Genomic DNA, 18,299 nt, shown 5'->3' with positions numbered 1-18,299 from the left:
ATGGTCCCCTCGGCGGATCGGTGCGGTACTCCCACCTTTCTACCAGCGACGATCTGCACCGCTCATGACCGGTGCGACGATCGGTACGGCCCTCAGCAGCGGCGGCGCTCCGGCATCCCGGCGACGAGAGCGGACAGCAGTCCGCCCAGCTCCTCCCGCTGATCCGCCGTCAACGGAGCCAGGATCTCCTCTGCGGCCGCCCGGCGCGCGTCGCGCAGCGACCGGAGCGTGGCACGGCCCTCGTCGGTGAGCTCGATCCGGACCACCCGGCGGCTGTCCGGATCAGGGGTGCGGCGCACCCGGCCGCTCGCCTCCAGCGCGTCGACCAGGCTCGTCACGGCCCGCGGCACGACATCCAGGCGCTGCGCGAGATCCGCCATCCGGGGCGGGCCGTCGTAGTGGGCGACCGTGCGCAGCAGCCGGAACTGGGCCGGGGTGATGCCTATCGGCTCCAGCTGGCGGCTCTGGATGCGGTGCAGGCGGCGGGTCAGCCGCAGCAGCTGCTCGGCCAGCAGGCCGTCGGAGTCGGGGGAGTCCATACGGGAACAATATCAGGACTCCCTACATTGTGAGTATAGGTAACAATGAGCTAGGCTCTCAAAAGTCAGACTGCCGCCCGCGGCCGTCTCCCTCCGTCACGCCTGTCGAAGGAGCCCATGAAACCCGACGAACCCACGTGGACGCCCCCGCCCAAGGACGGCACGCAGCCGCCGGCCGAGCTGCGCCGGATCCTCCGCCTCTTCCACCCCTACCGAGGCCGGCTCGCGCTGGTCGGACTGCTCGTCGGGGCCTCGTCGCTGGTCTCGGTGGCCTCGCCGTTCCTGCTGCGCGAGATTCTCGACACCGCCATCCCTCAGGGTCGTACGGGACTGCTGTCGCTGCTCGCCCTCGGCATGATCCTGACCGCCGTGATGAACAGCGTCTTCGGCGTCCTGCAGACACTGATCTCGACCACGGTCGGCCAGCGCGTCATGCACGACCTGCGCACAGCGGTCTACGCCCAGCTGCAGCGGATGCCCCTCGCCTTCTTCACCAGGACCCGCACGGGTGAGGTGCAGTCCCGCATCGCCAACGACATCGGCGGAATGCAGGCGACCGTCACCTCCACCGCCACCTCGCTGGTCTCCAACCTCACGGCGGTCATCGCCACTGTCGTCGCGATGCTGGCGCTCGACTGGCGGCTCACCCTGGTCTCGCTGGCACTTCTGCCGGTCTTCGTCTGGATCAGCCGCAGGGTCGGCCGGGAACGCAAGAAGATCACCACCCAGCGCCAGAAGCAGATGGCCGCCATGGCGGCGACGGTCACCGAGTCCCTCTCCGTCAGCGGCATCCTGCTCGGCCGGACCATGGGCCGGGCGGACTCCCTCACCAAGGGTTTCGCCGAGGAGTCCGAGCGTCTGGTCGACCTCGAAGTGCGCTCCAGCATGGCCGGGCGGTGGCGCATGTCGACGATCGGCATCGTCATGGCCGCCATGCCCGCCGTCATCTACTGGGCCGCGGGCCTCGCCCTGCAGTCCGGCGGCCCCGCCGTCTCCATCGGCACGCTCGTCGCCTTCGTCTCGCTCCAGCAGGGCCTCTTCCGGCCCGCTGTGAGCCTGCTCTCCACCGGAGTGCAGATGCAGACATCCCTCGCGCTCTTCCAGCGGATCTTCGAGTACCTCGACCTCAGAGTGGACATCACCGAGCCCGAGAATCCCGTCCGGCTGGAGAAGATCCGCGGCGAGATCCGCTTCGAGGACGTCGACTTCAGCTACGACGAGAAGAGCGGCCCGACCCTCAGCGGTGTCGATGTCGCCGTGCCGGCCGGCGGCAGCCTCGCCGTCGTCGGACCCACCGGCTCCGGCAAGTCCACGCTCAGCTACCTGGTGCCACGGCTCTACGACGTCACCGGCGGCCGCGTCACGCTCGACGGCGTCGATGTACGCGATCTGGACTTCGACACGCTCGCCCGAGCCGTCGGCGTGGTCTCCCAGGAGACATACCTCTTCCATGCCTCGGTCGCCGAGAACCTGCGCTTCGCCAAGCCGGACGCTACCGACGCCGAGATCGAGGCAGCCGCCCGCGCGGCACAGATCCACGACCACATCGCCTCACTGCCCGACGGCTACGACACCCTCGTCGGCGAGCGCGGCTACCGCTTCTCGGGCGGCGAGAAGCAGCGCCTGGCCATCGCCCGCACGATTCTGCGCGACCCGCCCGTCCTCATCCTCGACGAGGCGACCAGCGCCCTCGACACCCGCACCGAGTTCGCCGTGCAGGAGGCGATCGACGCACTGTCCGCCGGGCGTACCACCATCACGATCGCGCACCGCCTCTCCACCGTGCGCGACGCGGACCAGATCGTCGTCCTGGACGGCGGCCGGACCGCCGAGCGCGGCAGCCACGAGGAATTGCTCCAACTGGACGGCCGTTATGCGGCGCTCCTCCGCCGCGACACCCAACTCGCCCCCGTAGCAAGCTGATCGGGAGTTCCGGACGCACTCAGCCCAGAGGTGCGGGGGCCGGTTCTCCGTGCGGCATGATCCCCCGGCCATGAGAGCTCTGCGCGGGGTGGAACTCCCGGACGCCGGCCCGTGGACAACGACACGTGGGCGAACGACGACGGCGGTGTGCTGTCGGTGCACTTCTTCGACCTGCCGCCGGATCTGCCGGCCGGGCTCGACGACGGTCCGCTGCCTGCTTTCGTGTGACCGGGGCGCCGAGACTGACGCCGGGCACACGACGGCGCCGCCGCCCCCGTGGGACGGGGAGCGACGGCGCCAAGTGGAGCAATGGTCAGACGAGCCAGCCCACGAAGTGGACGATGCCGGCGAGCAGGCTGGTGATGAGGTTCATTCGGTGTTTCTCCTCGTACATGGTGCATAGGTGGGACGCGCAGTCGCGGTCTGCAGCCCGTCATCGGCGCCCTGTAATCATCTGATGCCGCAGAGGAGTTGAGCTACGAATGGCCATACGATCACGCGTTCCAGCGAACATCCGATCCCCTGTTCGTGTGTTCTGGCACGCCATGCGGGGGCCGTGTCCTCCGCGCCGGGGCGTCGGCGCCCGGATACCGTGCCCGCATGGTGAACGAGTCCCCGGACACCCTGCGCCACCCCTGGAGCCGGCTGTCCCGGCGCGGGCGTCCGGCGCTGCTCGCAGGCATCGTCCTCGTCCTCGGTGTCGCGGCAGCCGTCCTCGTCCTGCTGCTGGTCAGGGAGGGGATGTTCGGCCCGCCGCCACGCACTCTCGTCATCCCCGAGGGCCGACGTGCGTCGCAGGTGTACGCGGCCGTGGACAGGTCCCTCGATGTGCCGCCGGGCACGACCAAGAAGGCCGCGCGCAAGGCGGACCTCGCACTGCCGCCCGAGGTGAAGGGCAACCCCGAGGGCTATCTGTTCCCGGCGACGTACCCCCTCACCTCGGGCACCACTCCGACGAGCCTGCTGACGTACATGGTCGACACTGCGCGGCAACGATTCGGCGCGGACCACATCGCCGCAGGGGCCAGGCGCAATCACGTATCCGTCCATGACGCCGTGACGATCGCCAGCATCGTGCAGGCGGAGGCGGGGACCACGGACGACATGGGCAAGGTGTCCCGTGTCATCTACAACCGGCTGGCCAGTGGCATGCCGCTCCAGATGGACTCCATGCTCAACTACGCGCTGAAACGCAGCACTCTGGACACCACCGCCGACGACACCAAGATCGACAGCGCGTACAACAGTTACGAGCACAAGGGCCTGCCGCCCACTCCCATCGGTAACCCGGGGGAGCAGGCGATGGAAGCGGCGATCACGCCGACGCCCGGCCGATGGCTGTACTTCGTGACGGTCGCGCCCGGGGACACCCGGTTCACCGACAGCTATGCCGAGCACCAGCGGAACGTCGAGGAATTCAACCGCAACCGGCTTGAGGAGAGCGGCGGGTGAAGGGCGTCCGGCACTTCCGCCGGCGGCACTCGGTTCAGAGTCGAGCGAGCGTGACGGCGGGTTCGCCGCCACGTTCGACGGTCCTGTCCGCGGTGGTCCCGTCCTCGGGGGCCTTGAGCAGACGGGTGATCGCGTGCACGGCCGCCCGCCCCGCCCGGTTGGCCCCGATGGTGCTCGCGGAGGGTCCGTAGCCGACGAGTTGGATGCGCGCGTCCCTTACGGCCTGCGTGCCCTCGACCCGGATACCGCCGCCGGGCTCGCGCAGCCTCAACGGTGCGAGATGGTCGATGGCAGCCCTGAACCCGGTCGCCCAGAGGATCACGTCGGCTTCCACCGACCGGCCGTCGCCCCAGGTCACCCCGGTCGGAGTGATCCGGTCGAACATCGGCAGGCGGTCGAGCACCCCTTCCGCGCGGGCCCGCCGGACGGCGTCGGTGAGCGGCAGTCCGGTCACACTCACCACACTCTGCGGCGGCAGCCCCCGCCGTACGCGCTCCTCCACCATGGCCACGGCGGCCCGCCCCTGATCCTCGCCGAACGGCCCCTCCCGGAAGACCGGCGGCCGACGTGTCACCCAGAAGGTCTCCGCCGCCACCTCGGCGATCTCCATCAGATGCTGCGTTCCGGAGGCCCCGCCGCCGACCACGATCACCCGCTGACCGGCGAACTCCTGCGGCCCCGGGTAGTTCGCGGTGTGAAGCTGGCGGCCCCGGAAGGTCTCCTGGCCCGGGTAACGCGGCCAGAACGGCCGGTCCCAGGTGCCCGTGGCATTGATCAGGGTGCGGGTGGCGTACGTACCCTCGGAGGTCTCGACCGACAACCGGCCGCCCTCGCCCTCGCGCACGGCGCTCACCTCGACCGGCCGGTGAACCCGTAGACCGAAGGTGCGCTCGTAGGCGTCGAAGTACTCACCGATCACCTCGGACGACGCCCGGCTGTCATCGGCACCGGTCAGTTCCATGCCGGGCAGCGCGTGCATACCGTGGACCTTGCCGTAGGTCAGTGACGGCCACCGGAACTGCCATGCGCCGCCCGGCCGGGGTGCGTGGTCGAGCACGACGAAGTCGCGGTCCGGCTCCAGCCCGACGCGCCGCAGATGATAGGCGCCGGACAGACCTGCCTGCCCGGCGCCGATCACGACCACATCCACTTCGCGGCCTTCGCCGGCCCCAGAGTTGTTCACGCTTCTACCAACTACGCGGGGGGCCGGGATCTTCCCGGTCAGCGACCCCCGGCGACCAGCAGCGGTGCCCCGCCCGGCGCGGACGCCGGGCGCCCGTTCGCGGCAGGCACCCCAAGCAGCGGCGAAGCCGGAACGGTGGGCAGCAGTCCGCGCGCCGCCAGCTCCGGTGTGACCCCCTCACCGAACCAGTACGCCTCCTCCAGATGCGGGTAGCCGGAGAGCACGAAGTGCTCCACACCCAGCGCGTGATACTCCTCGATCCGGTCCGCGACATCCGCGTGACTGCCGACCAGCGCCGTGCCCGCGCCGCCCCGCACCAGACCGACACCCGCCCACAGGTTCGGCGAGATCTCCAGCTTGTCGCGCGAGCCGCCGTGCAGGGCCAGCATCCGCTGCTGTCCCACCGACTCGCTCCGCCCCAGAGCCTGCTGCGCGGCGGCGATCGTCTCCGCATCGAGATCGCCGAGCAGTCGGTCGGCCGTCGCCCAGGCCTCCTTCGCCGAGTCGCGCGAGATGGTGTGCAGCCGGATCCCGAACCGGACATCGCGACCCTGCTCCTCCGCGAGCCCGCGAATCCAGTCGATCTTCTGTTTCACATCCGCCGGCGGCTCGCCCCAGGTCAGATACACATCCGCATGTGCGGCGGCCACGGGCCCGGCCGCCGCCGACGACCCGCCGAAGAAGATCTCCGGCAGCGGGTCCGGCGGCAGCGCCGTCAGCCCGCCCTCCACCTGATAGTGCTCACCGTCGAAGTCGTACGGCTGCCCGCTCCACACACCCCGGACCACCGAAAGGAACTCGGCGGTCCGCGCGTAACGCCGGTCGTGGTCGAGATGGTCGCCGAACCGCCGCTGCTCGGTCGAGTCGCCGCCCGTCACCACATTGAGCAGCAGCCGGCCACGGGTGATCCGCTGATACGTCGCGGCCATCTGCGCCGCGAGCACCGGCGAGATCACCCCCGGCCGGAACGCCACCAGGAACTTCAGCCGCTCGGTGTGCTGCGCCAGCGCCACCGTCGTCAGCCAGGCGTCCTCGCACCAGGTGCCGGTCGGCGTCAGCACCGCCTCGAAGCCCAGTTGCTCGGCCGCCTTGGCGATCTGTGCCAGATACTCGACATCGGGCGCCCGGATCCCGCTCACCGGTGTGATCCGGTCCCGCTTGATCCCGCCGTCGGTGTACGCGTGGCGGTCGACGAGCGTGCGTCCGTCACCGCCTGTGGGGAGGAACCAGTGCAGATGAACGTTCATGACGTGGCCTTTCCGTACGAGCGGGGGGCTGCCGAGGACGCGGGCAGATCGCGGTTGAACCGGGTGTCGACGTAGTCCTTGAAGGTGAACCGGCGCGGAATGAGTTTCAGATCGGCGAAGGTGTCGGCGATCGCCTGCTCGGACGCGATCGCCGCCGGGTCGACGGCAACGGGCACCCGCGTCCCGTAACTGCGCTTCACGGCGTCCAGAGCGACGGCGTACGGCAACCCGGTCTCCTTCGCCCAGACCTTCGCCCACGCGTCCGGATGCTTGAACACCCAGCTCTGCGCCCGCTCCAGCCGGACCAGCAGATCACCGATCGCCCTGGACTTCCTGGCGTCCTTGAGGGCGGCGGGAGAGGCGACCTGGAAGCTCAGTCCGTTGACGACCCCCTCACCCGTGGTCAGCACCCGCGCCTGCCCACTGCGCAGGATCTGCGAGGTGTACGGATCCCAGATCGCCCAGGCGTCGACCTTGCCCCGGCTGAACGCCGCCAGCGCATCGGCCGGCTGCAGGAACTTCAGCTTCACGTCCGAGAGGCTGAGGCCCACCTTCTTCAGCGAGGCGACGAGCTGGTAGTGGGCGGAGCTGCCCTGGGCCACCGCGATGGACCTGCCCTTCAGCTGCGCGGCGGTCTTCAGCCCGGAGTCCTTCGGCACCACGATCGCCTCGCCCGCCGATGAGCCATGGGAGGCGCCCACCACCACGATCTTCGAATCGGAACCAGCGGCGAAGACCGGCGGCGTGTTGCCGACACCGCCGATGTCCACGGCCTGGGCGTTCACCGCCTCCAGAAGTGGCGGCCCGGAGGTGAAGGTCGACCATTTGATCCGGTAGTCGAGGTCGTCGAGCTCTCCAGAGGCCCGCAGTATCGCCTCGTAACCCCCCTTCTGGTCACCGACGCCGAGCGTGACGCCACTCCGGCCCTCGGTGCTGTCCGTGGTGGACGCGGACGAGGCACCACCGCATGCGGTGAGCAGCAGGGCGAGCGGCAGAAGCAGGGCGGGCAGGGTACGGCGTCTCATGACATGCCTCTTTCCGAAAGTCGAACGCATGGGGAGAATGTGCTGGTCAGGGGTCGGCTGATCTGGGGTCGGCCGGTCAGGCGGCCTCGGCCGGAGCGGCTTCCTCCGTGACACCCAGTTCGGTCAGCAGCCGGGAGCGCAGCGCGGCGAACTCAGGACTGCCCACAGTGCGTGGCCGGTCCAGATCGACGGGTGTCGCGTACGCGATGGCGCCGTCCCGCATCACCAGCGCACGATCGGCGAGCAGCAGTGCCTCGTCCACGTCGTGTGTGACGAGCAGCACCGCGCAGCCGCGCCGCTGCCAGAGCTCGGCGACCAGCTGCTGTGCCTTGATCCGGGTCAGCGCGTCGAGTGCACCGAAAGGTTCGTCGAGCAGCAGCAGATCGGGTTCGCGCACCAGGGCCCGCGCCAGCGACGCCCGCTGCGCCTCACCACCTGAAAGCGTCCTGGGCCAGGCCCCGGCTCGCTCGCCGAGCCCGACCTCCTCCAACGCCCGCTCGGCGACCGCTCGTTCTGGCTTGCCCGGCAACCCGAGCAGCACATTGCGCCAGACCCGCTTCCACGGCATCAGCCGAGGCGCCTGGAAGGCGACAGCCCGTCGCCTGGGCACCAGCACCGTGCCCGTGATGTCGCGGTCGAGCCCGGCCAGCACCCGAAGCAGAGTCGACTTCCCGCAGCCGCTGCGTCCCAGCAGTGCGGTGAACTCCCCGGCGCGCAAGGTGAGATCGAGCCCGTCGACGACGGCCCGCCCATCGAAGGAACGGGTCAGTCCCTCCACCCGCACGGCGGTGTCGTAGGACCGGGCGCTCACTGGCCCGTGAAGGTCGGTCGCCATTGCAGCAGCAGCCTTTCGAGTATCCGGACGATGACATCGGCGGTGAGACCGAGGAATGCGTAGACGACCAGGCAGACGACGATGACGTCGGTCCGGAAGAACTCCCGGGCCTGGTTCATCAGGAAGCCGATGCCGGCATCGGCGTTGACGGACTCGCCGAAGACCAGTGCCAGCCAGGCGGTGGCGAGCGAATAGCGCAGCCCTGTCATGGCCCCGGGCAGGGCTCCCGGCAGCACCACATGCCGGATGAGCCCCCAACGCCCGAGCCCCAACGACTGCCCCGCTTCGATGAGTTGCTCGTCGACACCCCGGATGCCGGCGTACACATTGAGGTAGAGATGGAAGGCCACGCCGAGCGCGATCAGCGCCACCTTCGGGGCCTCACCGATCCCCAGCCAGATGATGAACAGCGGGATCAGCCCCACCCAGGGCACGGTCCGCAGCATCTGCACGGTCGCGTCCACGAGATCCTCGCCGAGCCGGGACAACCCGGACACCAATGCCAGCGCGGTCCCGACGACGCCACCGAGGACCAGGCCCGCCGCAACCCGCTGGAGCGAGATCCCCATCGCGGACGGCAGGGTCCCGTCGGCGATCAGATCCGATCCGGCCCGGGCGATGGTTCCGGGCGAGGCGAGCACATCGGGATGCAGGACACCCGTCGCACTGAGCACCTGCCACAGTGCGAGGAGCAGCACCGGACCGATGGCCCGTCGCAGCGGGCGGGGTGCGGACCGCAGCCGTGAGCCGCGGGCTGACTCCGGCACGACGGGCTCGAGTTCCACTGCCGTACAGGTTGCAGATGTATTGATTTCCTCTGATATATCCGGCGGGGCGAGGGCATGGCCAAGGGTCATGAAAGCTCCACGAGCAGTCCACGGACGGGGAGAGGGCGCGCGTCGACAGCCCGGCACCCCGACGGCGGACCCGCTACGGCACGGGAGCTACTACAGAGGCAGAGCGAGATGGCGTACGACGAAGCGCCTACGGCAACAGAGGGGTGCGCGAGCCAGGTGCGGGCCGCGAGACCTCTTGTTCACCTGCGGAATACGTGCTGAAGGAACGTCAGCAACCGCGACGACACGCGGCGGAGGCCACACGCAGCAGGTCGATGTGACCGCGCGAAGTGAGCAGAGCTGAACGGAACATGTCGCTGAACGTAGCGACGCACCCGGGAACCGGTCAATGCTGTCTCGGCACGTGGACGCACCTTGTCGAGCCACGAGAGAGAAGATGGGGGCATGCCCGATGCCTTCATCACCAGCGTTCTGAACCTCACGACCGGTGACACCGAGACGGTCACCGACCTCACGGACGACTGCGAACGGTTCCTCAGCCGCGCCGCCGTCGGCCGGGACGGTCTCCTCAATATTTTCGTGCCTCACGCAACCGCCGGAATCGCCATCCTGGAAACCGGCGCAGGCAGTGACGACGACCTCCTCGCCACCCTCCACGCACTGCTGCCCGCGGACGACCGCTACCAGCACCGCCACGGCAGCCCCGGTCACGGCCGCGACCACGTACTGCCGGCCTTCGTCGCGCCGCACGCCACTCTGCCGGTGATCGGCGGACGGCTGGAACTGGGGACCTGGCAGTCGGTGTGCCTGGTCGATACGAACGTCAGCAACACCAACCGTAAGGTCCGATTGAGCTTCTTCGGCCAGTGAGTCGCTTCGGTGGGACTGACGGGGGAAAGTCCAGCAGCACCAACTGAGTCCGGATCCACCGGCTTGATTGCGGAGTGATCGTTTCGGAGATGTTCCGGTCGTCGGGTGGATGATCTGCGGGTTGGGGCGAGGGCGGCCGCTGGTCTGCCGAGCGCTTCCACACTTCCGCAGGTCTCGGGCGCTCTCGGGCCGGTAGGTCGAGGATTGCCAGACGGTCGGTGGCGGCGTGTGCATGGCGATGAACAGTTGCGTGAAGTCGCCTGTCCAGGCCCGGCGTTCGGGCAGATGGAGGGTGAGGCGGCGGGCCGAGCGGGCCAGGCGGGCGGGCATGTTGACGTGGTGGCCGCGGATCGTGGCGGTGGTGGCTCTGGCGTGGATGGCGTCGGCCAGGGTGCCGGCGGCACCAGGTCGCAAGGCACTTCCTAGTTTCCGGAAGAATTGTCCACAGGCGTCAAGCCGGTGGATCCGGGTTGAGACATGGCGCGACGGGCAGAATGAGCGGGTCGTGCTCCGGCGCTCAACGGGCGGTTTTTCTTTGCCATTCGGGCGCCCGAATCCCGCCCCCCACCTGGTTTAAGCATGGGGGAAACGTTAATTTTCTCCGCTGATTTGAATACATAGGTATTAGCATATGACCCGTGCATTGATCCGATCGGGTGTCAGCCAAGCGAGCGATGTTCTCAACGAATGCAACTGGGTGGATAGTGAAATAACTCCACCGGGTTTCGGAGTCCTTGGTGGAAGTGGGAATGGAGGCCGCAGGTGACCATTGAAGATTGGCTCAAAACCAATGTAACCACCGACACGAGGGCACTCGATTGGTACAGCGGCCCGGAGTGCGAGGACCGCATCGTCCGGGCCTATCGCGAGCTGCTGAGCGGCTATGAGATCGACACCTCAAAGATCCTCAAGACCACCTGCCTGGTGAATGGCGAGCACACCGGCGTGGTGCGTGTCCAGGAGAACAACTTCTTCTCGATCTGTGCGCACCACTTCCTGCCGTTCTTCGGGAAGGTCAACATCTCCTACGTCCCCGGTGACCGCATTCTCGGACTCGGGAAATTCCCTCGCCTGGTCCAGGCGTTCAGCCGGCGCTTCCAGATCCAGGAGTACCTCGTCAAGGACATCGCTGAAGAGATCATGTCCTCCGGCGGTGCAAAAGCCGTGCGCGTCACCTCCCGTAGTCGCCACCTCTGCATGTGCAGTCGCGGTCCGTCCGACCAGACCGTGATCACCGACACCTCATATGTGGCGGGCCATCAGGAGTTGATGGCCAAGTTCGGCCTGGACGACTGATCCGGACTCGCGTGGCGGGAGGTGCTCAAGGGACCGCCCTCCCGCCGCGCGGCACCGGTCACCCGGCGCTGGACGACCGCCGTGCGGGACAACGCGCCAGCCACCACAAGGAGAACCCGTGCGCGACATCAGGAGAGGCAGTCACCGCCGCGTGTCGGCGTCACCCTGGAAGTACGTTGTGGCGACATGGCTCGCCGGCGTGCTGGCGGCCGTCGGCCTGGGTGCCGTCTCACCGGCGGGATCCGCCCTGCGTTCGTCACTGGGGTTGTCAGCCGGTGCGCTCGCCTGGGCCACATCGAGCATCACGGCCGTGAGCGCCGTCCTCGGCATCCCGGCGGGATGGTGGGTTCTCCGCTTCGGCGCCCACCGGGCTCTGTCCTGGGGCCTGGCAGTCATGGCGGTTGCAACCGCCATCAGCGCGACCGCCGGATCCTGGGGTCTGCTGCTGGGGTCGCGTGTCGCGGAAGGGGTCGGCTACCTGCTGGTGTTCGTGGCGGGTCCGGTCGTCATCACCCGCATGACGCAAGGCGGCGTCCGATCGGCGGCGCTCGCGTTGTGGGGCACGTGTGTTCCGATGGGCCTGGCCATCGCCGCGGCCCTGGGCGGAGTCCTGGCATCCCGGTGGACGTGGAACCGATGGTTGGCCCTCACTGCGCTCGGACCGTTGATCATGGCCGGGGTGCTCACCGTCGTCCTGCCACGGCTGCCGAGGACACCCGTGCAGTCCCCACATCGCGCAGTCGGCACCTGGAACGGGGCACTGAGGCTCGGCGCGGCGTACGGAAGCCTGTCGCTGGTCGGCGTAGCTGTGGTGATGGTCCTCCCGCTCTTCCTCACCGAGCACCGAGAGGTATCGCCGACCGTGGCCGGTGCCATGGTGGCACTCGTCTGCCTGGGAAGTGCGATCGGGGGGCTTGCCGCCAGTTGGCTGCTGCGGCGCGGCTTGGCCCTCTCCTCGCTCGTCCCGCTGGGCGTACTGATGCCGGTGGCCTGCCTCCCCGCTTTCTCGGCCGAATTCCCACTCGCGGTCAGCGGTGGCGCCGCCACGCTTGTTCTCCTCGTCGACGGGCTGTTGATCTCCGCAGTCTTCGCTGCCGTCCCCGCCGCGGTGAGCCGTGCCGAGCATGTCGATGTCGCCAATGGCATCCTCAACCAACTCGGCAGCGTGGGAATGCTGATGGGACCACCGGTCTTCGGCCTGGCCATCGCTGCGGCAGGATGGGGCGCCGTCGCCGCCGCGACCTTCGTCTTCGGCGGACTCGGCACAGTCCTTCTGCTGAAAGGCACCCATACGTCCGCGACCGGCTCTGCAGACAGCGTGTCCCGGTCGCTGGACGCACCGGACGGTGTGGACGTGGGGGAGGGATCGGAGGCCTTGCGGAAGTCGCCGGATGTCAGCAAGCCCAACCGCAACAGAATCTGACCGAGCCAGGGCTGTGGGGGTTCCCGAATGCTGACGGCGGACTTTCCTTGAAAGGGGGCAGGATGAAAATCGACTTCCTCCCACTGCGGGACACCTGTGGCGAGTACTGCCTGTACTGCCACGCCGAGACCGTCGAATGGATCGTCGTGGACGGAAGGAAGCGGTGCACCTGCGGTTCGTGCGGCCGCGAGGCCGGAAGAGCCGTCGTCGTCGACCCCCGCATCTGCTGGTGGACCGATTCGGACGGCGAGTACTGGCATGAGAGCGCCGGCGTCTTCGTGCGTGACCCACGAGGAAGATTTCTCTTCTTCCAGAGAACTGCCTTTCCCTACCGCCTGACGGTACCCGCAGGCCATGTTGAACGCGGAGAGGACCCCAGGCGCGCGGCAGCGCGGGAACTCTGGGAGGAAGTTGGCATCCGCGGCGCGCACGGGGACCTCCGGCTCGTTGCGGACGAGCATCTCAACGGAGACATGTGCAGAAGGGGCTCCGACGCCCATCGTTGGCACGCCTATCTGCTGGACGTCGACGACCACCGGGCGGCCGGAACTCAGGGGGAACTGACCGTGAACGAGGAAGGCGAGGAGCCCCTCTGGCTCACTCTCGAGCAAGCACTCTCCTCCCAGCCGACGTTCGCCGTGGAACACATCATCGATCGGTATTCCCACAGACTCCTGCACGCCGGCGGGTGCACTCCCGGGGAGGGGACCGCGAAGCGAACGGTGTAACTCCTGATCACGGAATATGCGCCGCTGACCAGTAACAAAACCTGAGCTCGTCGAGGTGGCTGTTGAGTCCGGATCCACCGGCCAGACGTCAAGCTCTGGTCGGGGCCGTGCGAGCGGTCCCGTGCGACGACGTCCGTTTGGGGGAGGGTGTCACCGACGGGTCCACGCCCGACGGGACGAGACGGAGCTTGCCGAGCGGCTCCCCAGGGGCTCCATTCTCCCTTCCTGGACGGCGTCCTCACAGCCTGATGGTCGCTTCGCCCCAGATCACCGACGTGAGCACGCGGAATCCCATGGGCGAGCGCCCCCAGCCGTGCGGGCCTTGACGGCCGGAATAGGATCGCGTCGATCGGCCAGGGGGGTCGGATCTTTCAGGGCCTCTGGGGGCGACGCCGTGGGTGTCATCGTGGGTGCGATTGTTGCGGTAGTTGTCGTCGTGGCCGGGTGGTGGATTGTTCGGACCTACAACCGGCTCGTTCGGCTGCGGAATCAGACACAGGCTTCGTGGGCGCAGATCGATGTGCAGTTGAAGCGGCGCCATGAGCTGATACCGAATCTCGTCGAGGTGGCGCGCGGCTACGCCGCTCACGAGCGCGGCACCTTCGAAGCGGTCACCGCCGCGCGCGGAGAGGCCATGAGCGGCGGGCTCGGTGCAACGGATCGGGCAACCACCGAGGCCGCGCTCACCGCGACGCTGGGGAGGCTGTTCGCGCTCGGGGAGAGTTATCCGGAGCTCAAGGCGGATCAGCACTTCAGTACGGTGCAGGCCGAGTTGAGGTCGGCGGAGGACAAGATCGCTTACTCGCGGCAGTTCTACAACAGCGCCGTGCAGAGCTATCACACCGCCCTCGAAAGCTTCCCGGGGAACGTCGTGGCAGGGCTGGGCGGCGCGCACGGGCGGCGGGAGTACTTCGAGGCCGCCGGCGCGGCGCAGGATGCCGTCCAGGTGAGGTTCGCGTGACGCTCACCGAACAGCTGTACTGGGGTGGCGCCGGCCTGATCGTGCTCTGGCTCGTCGCCTTCGGCCTTGCGCTGGTCGCCACCCGGAATGGCGTGGTCACACCGGGGCCGGCGACCCAGGAGTTCGGGGCCGACCCCGAACCGCCGGCCGTGGTCAGCCTGCTCGGCAATCACTGGCGGGGCGTGGAGCATGCCGCCGCGGCCACCCTGCTGGATCTATCGGCCCGCGGGCTGGTCGAGCTGCGACAGCCGGGAGACGACCCGGCCCGCAGCACCGTCCACGTAACGGAGGCCGGCCGGGCGGCGCCGGGGCTGATGCCGTACGAGCAGCGGGTACTGGACCGCGTCACCGCCGGCGCGGCGAACGGCGGTGCACCCATCGGGGCGATCGCCTTCCGTGACGACAAGCGTGCCGCCTCCTGGAACACGGCGCTGCGCCAGGAGATCATCGCCGAGGCCCGGCTGCGCGGCCTGTCCCGATACCGGTTCGCGCCGTTGCTCGGCAGTGCTCTGCTGATCGGTGCCTTCGTGCCCGGCGCGTTGTTCACCGTGGCCGCGGTCATGGGAGGGCACGGCGTGCGCGCAGCGCTCTTCGTCGGTGTGGCCCCGGGGGCCGCGCTGGCCTTCCTGCTCGGCAGGTCGCTGGGCGAGCGGGCGACACCGAAGGGCCTTGAACGTGCTGGACATTGGGCCGGACTGCGAGCCTGGCTGACGGCGCACGAGGACTTCGCCCAGCTGCCGCCTGCATCCGTGACGGTATGGGACCGCTACCTCGCGTACGGGACCGCGCTCGGCGTCACCAGCTTGACCAGCCGGCTGCTTGGCTTCGACTCCGGAAACCGGCGACGCGTCTGGTCCTCGTACGGAGGGACCTGGCGCCCGGTGCGGATCCGCTACCCGCGGATGCGCCCCGGCTTCGGCGGCTCGACGATGCGGCTGCTGCAGTTGGCGGCCGCGGCGGGCGTGGTGGCGGTGGGCCTCTGCGCCTTTGCGATGCTGCGGCAGCCCGACTGGGCGGTCGCGGTCGACGCGCACAGCGGCGGCTCGCTGCGCCGGGCGGGGCTGGTGCTGAGTGCCGGCTGGGTGGGCAGTGCGCTGCTCGGGCTTGTGGTGGCCGGCAAGTTCAGCCGCTGGACACTGTTCGTGGCGTTCCTGGCGATGATGCCCGGCAACTTCGCGAGCGGCAGCCACGGCTGGTTCCGTGATGCGGCGGCCCACGAGGGGCCCCTGCTCGGCGAGTTGGCGGCGATCACGGCCTTCGGCGGGCTGGCGACGTACTTCCTGGCACTCGCCTGTCTGGAGGGGCGGGAGCCCGACACGATCACCGGTGAGGTGCTGCGGATGGAGTCGCGCAGGGGCAAGGGGGTGGCCCGGTTCCTGGCCCTGGACGAGGGGAACACGGACCTGACCACCGCCTGGGCGCTGCCCGCGGCCTCGCAGGGCATCGCGACCGGCGCCCAGGTGCGGCTGAAGGTCTCGCGCGGCACCCGCACCATCCGCTCCGCGGAGCTCGTGAGGGCCGCGATGCCGGAAGGTGACCGAGTGAAGCCCGCCAAGCAGGACGCGTCCTGAGGAAGAAGTCGGTGACTTGGGCGACAACAACAACTGATCCCTGGCGGGTACGTGCCTTCTGATCAGCTCAGGACCGGTATCCGTGAGGCGTGGTCACCACCGGGTCGGTGACACGGCTGTGCAGGCCCGGTCCCAACGAGGGCCCACGGATATCGCACCTACCTTGCTCTATAGTCGTGCAGCCCGAGACTGATGGTGGGCATGACAGCTGCTGGCCTCTGCGTGGCCCCCTGCGCGAGCCGAGGCGGCGAGCCGCCCCCGCGCAGGACTGGACAACCGAAACAGGGGGACTCAACCGCATGAACACGCATTCCGGTCGGCACGCCAGAACCACCGCGGCGATCACGGGACTGGTGGCCGTGCTGTTCGCCGCCACCCCGGGCATCGCCACGGCGGCGGGGGAAAACCTTCCTCCACTTCAGCCGAGCACTGACACCCTCACCGTCGACTCGACGAAGTCCTGTTCCGACGAGCCCGTCTACGTCCCCCGCGAGCCCGAACTCCGGGCCACCGTCGAGGACACGACGGAGGACAACGAGGAGTGGGAGACAAACGGGGCCGGCGCCGAGTTCGAGGCCTGGTGGACCGACGCTGACGGAGTCCAGCAGCGCCGCACCTACACCTCCGGCATTGTGCGATCCCCGAACACCCAGCTGTGGCGCACCCCCTCCGACCTCCCGGCAGACGCCGTCGTCTCCTGGCACGTCAGGGCCGTCGACGACGAGGGCGCGACCTCCGCCTGGAGCGACGAAACCCCCGGTACCACCTGCCGGTTCGTCATCGACACGGTCAGCCCCGAGCCGGCGACGGTTGTCTCGGAGCAGTACCCGGACGACGACAGCGGCTGGCACGACGGCGCCGGCGTCTACGGCAGCTTCACGTTCGACTCCCCGTCCGAGGACGTCGTCGAGTACGTCTACTCCGTCCTCGGCTCCGCAACCACGCGGGTCCGGCCCGAGAAGCCCGGAGGACCGGTCACCGTCCGGTGGATGCCGGAGGACAGCGGGGTCTACTACCTGCAGGTCCGCGCCGTGGACCGGGCCGGGCGGTCCAGCTCCCAGACGACCCACTACATGCGCGTCGCCGCGGGCCGCACCCCCGTCGCCCACTGGACGCTCGCCGATCCGGCCGGAGCTGACAACGCCGCTGCCGAGGCCGGCCCCGTGGCCCGCGCCGAGAACGGCGTCCGCTTCGGCGCCCCCGCTCCCTCCCGCACCGACCTCACCTCCACCGTCACCCTCGACGGCCGGGGCAACAGCTACCTCACCCCGGACGTCCCGGCGACGGACACCGCCAGGACCTTCGCTCTCTCCGCCTGGGTCCGCCCCACTGCCACCGGCACCCCGATGACGGTGGCCAGCCAGGACGCCGCCGACGGCACCTCCGCCTTCACCCTCGGCCTGCGGCCGACCGCGGACGGCCCGGCCACCTGGGCCTTCCGCTACGGCGCCACCACTCTCACCGGCGGCAGCGCCTCCGCCGGCGGCTGGGCCCACCTGACCGGCCTGTTCGACACCGAGGCCAACACCCTGCGCCTCTACGTCAACGGCAAGGAGGTGGCCTCCCAGACCGGCGTAGCCCCGGTGGCTGCCCCTGGCGCCTTCCAGATCGGCCGCGCCCGCGGTGACTCCGGTGCGCGCTGGCGGGGCGAGATCGGCGACGTCCGCGTCTGGGACCGGGTCGTGTCCCGTGAGGAGATCGAGAGGCTGGGTTCCCGCCCCGCCGAACTGGTCGCCGCCTGGGACATCGAGCGGACCGATGACGGTGTGATCCCGGACCGGGACGGCGACAAGCCGCTCACCCTGCACGGCGGCGCAGGCTTCTACACCCCCGACTACGAGGCGTGCCTCGAAGACCCCGAGTGCTTCGAGTTCCCGGCGGACGCACTCGACGGCAACGATCACCTGGCCCTGGACGGCACGGACGACTACGCCGCCACCAGTGGCCCTGTGGTCGACACCGCCGACAGCTTCAGCGTCGGCCTGCGAGTCCGCTTCGCCGACACCGCCCCCGACCGGCCGATGACCGTCCTGTCCCAGGGCGATGCTGACAGTGACGCCTTCAAGGTCCGCTACGACCCGGTCGCGTCCGAGTGGCAGCTGGTCGTCACCCGCGGCAGCGAACCGGGGGCCGCGGAGACCGTTGTCGCCGGGCCCGGCGCTCCCACGTCCTACTCCGACGAAGTGGTCGTCGTGTTCGACGACTCGGAGGGCCACATCACCCTGTACGTCAAGGGCGAGGCCGTGGCCACCACCGAATTCAGCGCCTCCTGGAGCGCCCCCGGCCCGCTCCGGATCGGCCGCGGCCACACCCCCGACGGCGCCTGGGGCGAGTACTTCCACGGCGGAGCGGACACCGTCCGCGTCTTCAGCGGAGCCCTCACCAGGTCCCAGGTGAACTCGTTCGCCTACCTCTACTGAGCTCCGCAGGAGCACCACCGGGCTCCGAC

Annotated in this window: 16 protein-coding genes; 9 read left to right on the top strand and 7 right to left on the bottom strand. The window is 69.2% G+C overall.

Translation table 11 applies throughout. The features are described from left to right. Positions 1 to 92: 92 nt before the first annotated feature. Positions 93 to 539: a MarR family winged helix-turn-helix transcriptional regulator gene (locus tag ACFYP5_RS27460; RefSeq protein ID WP_389040989.1), complete on the bottom strand. Its 447-nt coding sequence runs from the start codon at positions 537 to 539 to the stop codon at positions 93 to 95. Between the two features lie 117 nt (positions 540 to 656). Here ACFYP5_RS27460 and ACFYP5_RS27455 point away from each other — a divergent pair, with 117 nt between their 5' ends. Together ACFYP5_RS27455 and mltG are read left to right on the top strand one after the other, a co-directional pair. Continuing rightward, positions 657 to 2,462 (top strand): ABC transporter ATP-binding protein, encoded by a 1,806-nt coding sequence (locus tag ACFYP5_RS27455; protein WP_389040987.1) that lies wholly within the window; start codon positions 657 to 659, stop codon positions 2,460 to 2,462. A 600-nt stretch (positions 2,463 to 3,062) separates the two neighbouring features. Then, entirely contained in the window at positions 3,063 to 3,914 is an 852-nt protein-coding gene (gene mltG, locus ACFYP5_RS27450; RefSeq protein ID WP_389040985.1) for an endolytic transglycosylase MltG, read from the top strand. Positions 3,915 to 3,948: 34 nt separating this feature from the next. Here the strand turns inward: mltG and ACFYP5_RS27445 are convergent, their stop codons facing one another. The 6 genes from ACFYP5_RS27445 to ACFYP5_RS27420 form a co-directional block, all read right to left on the bottom strand. After that, entirely contained in the window at positions 3,949 to 5,097 is a 1,149-nt protein-coding gene (locus ACFYP5_RS27445) for an NAD(P)-binding domain-containing protein (protein ID WP_389040983.1), read from the bottom strand. 38 nt (positions 5,098 to 5,135) lie between these two features. Next, the gene (locus ACFYP5_RS27440) at positions 5,136 to 6,344 is read right to left on the bottom strand and encodes an LLM class flavin-dependent oxidoreductase (RefSeq protein ID WP_389040981.1); all 1,209 of its coding nucleotides are present in this window, start codon (positions 6,342 to 6,344) and stop codon (positions 5,136 to 5,138) included. Further along, positions 6,341 to 7,369 carry an ABC transporter substrate-binding protein gene (locus tag ACFYP5_RS27435; RefSeq protein ID WP_389040979.1) on the bottom strand — a complete coding sequence of 343 codons (1,029 nt, stop codon included), beginning with the start codon at positions 7,367 to 7,369 and terminating at the stop codon, positions 6,341 to 6,343. Before ACFYP5_RS27435 ends, ACFYP5_RS27440 begins: the two co-directional genes overlap by 4 nt. A gap of 76 nt (positions 7,370 to 7,445) precedes the next feature. Continuing rightward, complete coding sequence (locus ACFYP5_RS27430; protein WP_389040977.1) at positions 7,446 to 8,204, bottom strand: ABC transporter ATP-binding protein; 759 nt, start codon at positions 8,202 to 8,204, stop codon at positions 7,446 to 7,448. Beyond that, positions 8,177 to 9,061, bottom strand: a complete 885-nt coding sequence (locus ACFYP5_RS27425) for an ABC transporter permease (protein WP_389040975.1) — start codon at positions 9,059 to 9,061, stop codon at positions 8,177 to 8,179. The genes ACFYP5_RS27430 and ACFYP5_RS27425 overlap by 28 nt, the downstream gene beginning before the upstream one ends. A 208-nt stretch (positions 9,062 to 9,269) precedes the next feature. Further along, positions 9,270 to 9,353 carry a putative leader peptide gene (locus ACFYP5_RS27420; RefSeq protein WP_350692898.1) on the bottom strand — a complete coding sequence of 28 codons (84 nt, stop codon included), beginning with the start codon at positions 9,351 to 9,353 and terminating at the stop codon, positions 9,270 to 9,272. 92 nt (positions 9,354 to 9,445) lie between these two features. Here ACFYP5_RS27420 and ACFYP5_RS27415 point away from each other — a divergent pair, with 92 nt between their 5' ends. From ACFYP5_RS27415 to ACFYP5_RS27385, 7 genes are all read left to right on the top strand, one after another. Then, positions 9,446 to 9,871 (top strand): secondary thiamine-phosphate synthase enzyme YjbQ, encoded by a 426-nt coding sequence (locus ACFYP5_RS27415; protein ID WP_389040973.1) that lies wholly within the window; start codon positions 9,446 to 9,448, stop codon positions 9,869 to 9,871. 762 nt (positions 9,872 to 10,633) lie between these two features. Then, the gene (gene folE, locus ACFYP5_RS27410; protein ID WP_389040971.1) at positions 10,634 to 11,167 is read left to right on the top strand and encodes a GTP cyclohydrolase I; all 534 of its coding nucleotides are present in this window, start codon (positions 10,634 to 10,636) and stop codon (positions 11,165 to 11,167) included. 118 nt (positions 11,168 to 11,285) lie between these two features. Next, on the top strand, positions 11,286 to 12,590 hold the full coding sequence (locus ACFYP5_RS27405) for a CynX/NimT family MFS transporter (RefSeq protein ID WP_389040969.1): 1,305 nt from the start codon (positions 11,286 to 11,288) through the stop codon (positions 12,588 to 12,590). Between the two features lie 62 nt (positions 12,591 to 12,652). Further along, a complete protein-coding gene (locus tag ACFYP5_RS27400; RefSeq protein WP_389040967.1) occupies positions 12,653 to 13,318 on the top strand; it encodes an NUDIX hydrolase in 666 nt (221 codons plus the stop codon). A 394-nt stretch (positions 13,319 to 13,712) separates the two neighbouring features. Then, positions 13,713 to 14,279 carry a LemA family protein gene (locus ACFYP5_RS27395; protein ID WP_389040965.1) on the top strand — a complete coding sequence of 189 codons (567 nt, stop codon included), beginning with the start codon at positions 13,713 to 13,715 and terminating at the stop codon, positions 14,277 to 14,279. Further along, on the top strand, positions 14,276 to 15,850 hold the full coding sequence (locus tag ACFYP5_RS27390; RefSeq protein ID WP_389040963.1) for a DUF2207 family protein: 1,575 nt from the start codon (positions 14,276 to 14,278) through the stop codon (positions 15,848 to 15,850). Before ACFYP5_RS27395 ends, ACFYP5_RS27390 begins: the two co-directional genes overlap by 4 nt. 299 nt (positions 15,851 to 16,149) lie before the next feature. Further along, entirely contained in the window at positions 16,150 to 18,270 is a 2,121-nt protein-coding gene (locus ACFYP5_RS27385) for a LamG-like jellyroll fold domain-containing protein (RefSeq protein WP_389040961.1), read from the top strand. The last annotated feature ends 29 nt before the right edge of the window (positions 18,271 to 18,299 follow it).

The organism is Streptomyces sp. NPDC005262 (genome assembly GCF_042872425.1).
Lineage (GTDB): Bacteria > Actinomycetota > Actinomycetes > Streptomycetales > Streptomycetaceae > Streptomyces.
The sequence above is the reverse complement of the archived record's forward strand: the minus strand, read 5'-3'. Positions and strand labels throughout refer to the sequence as shown.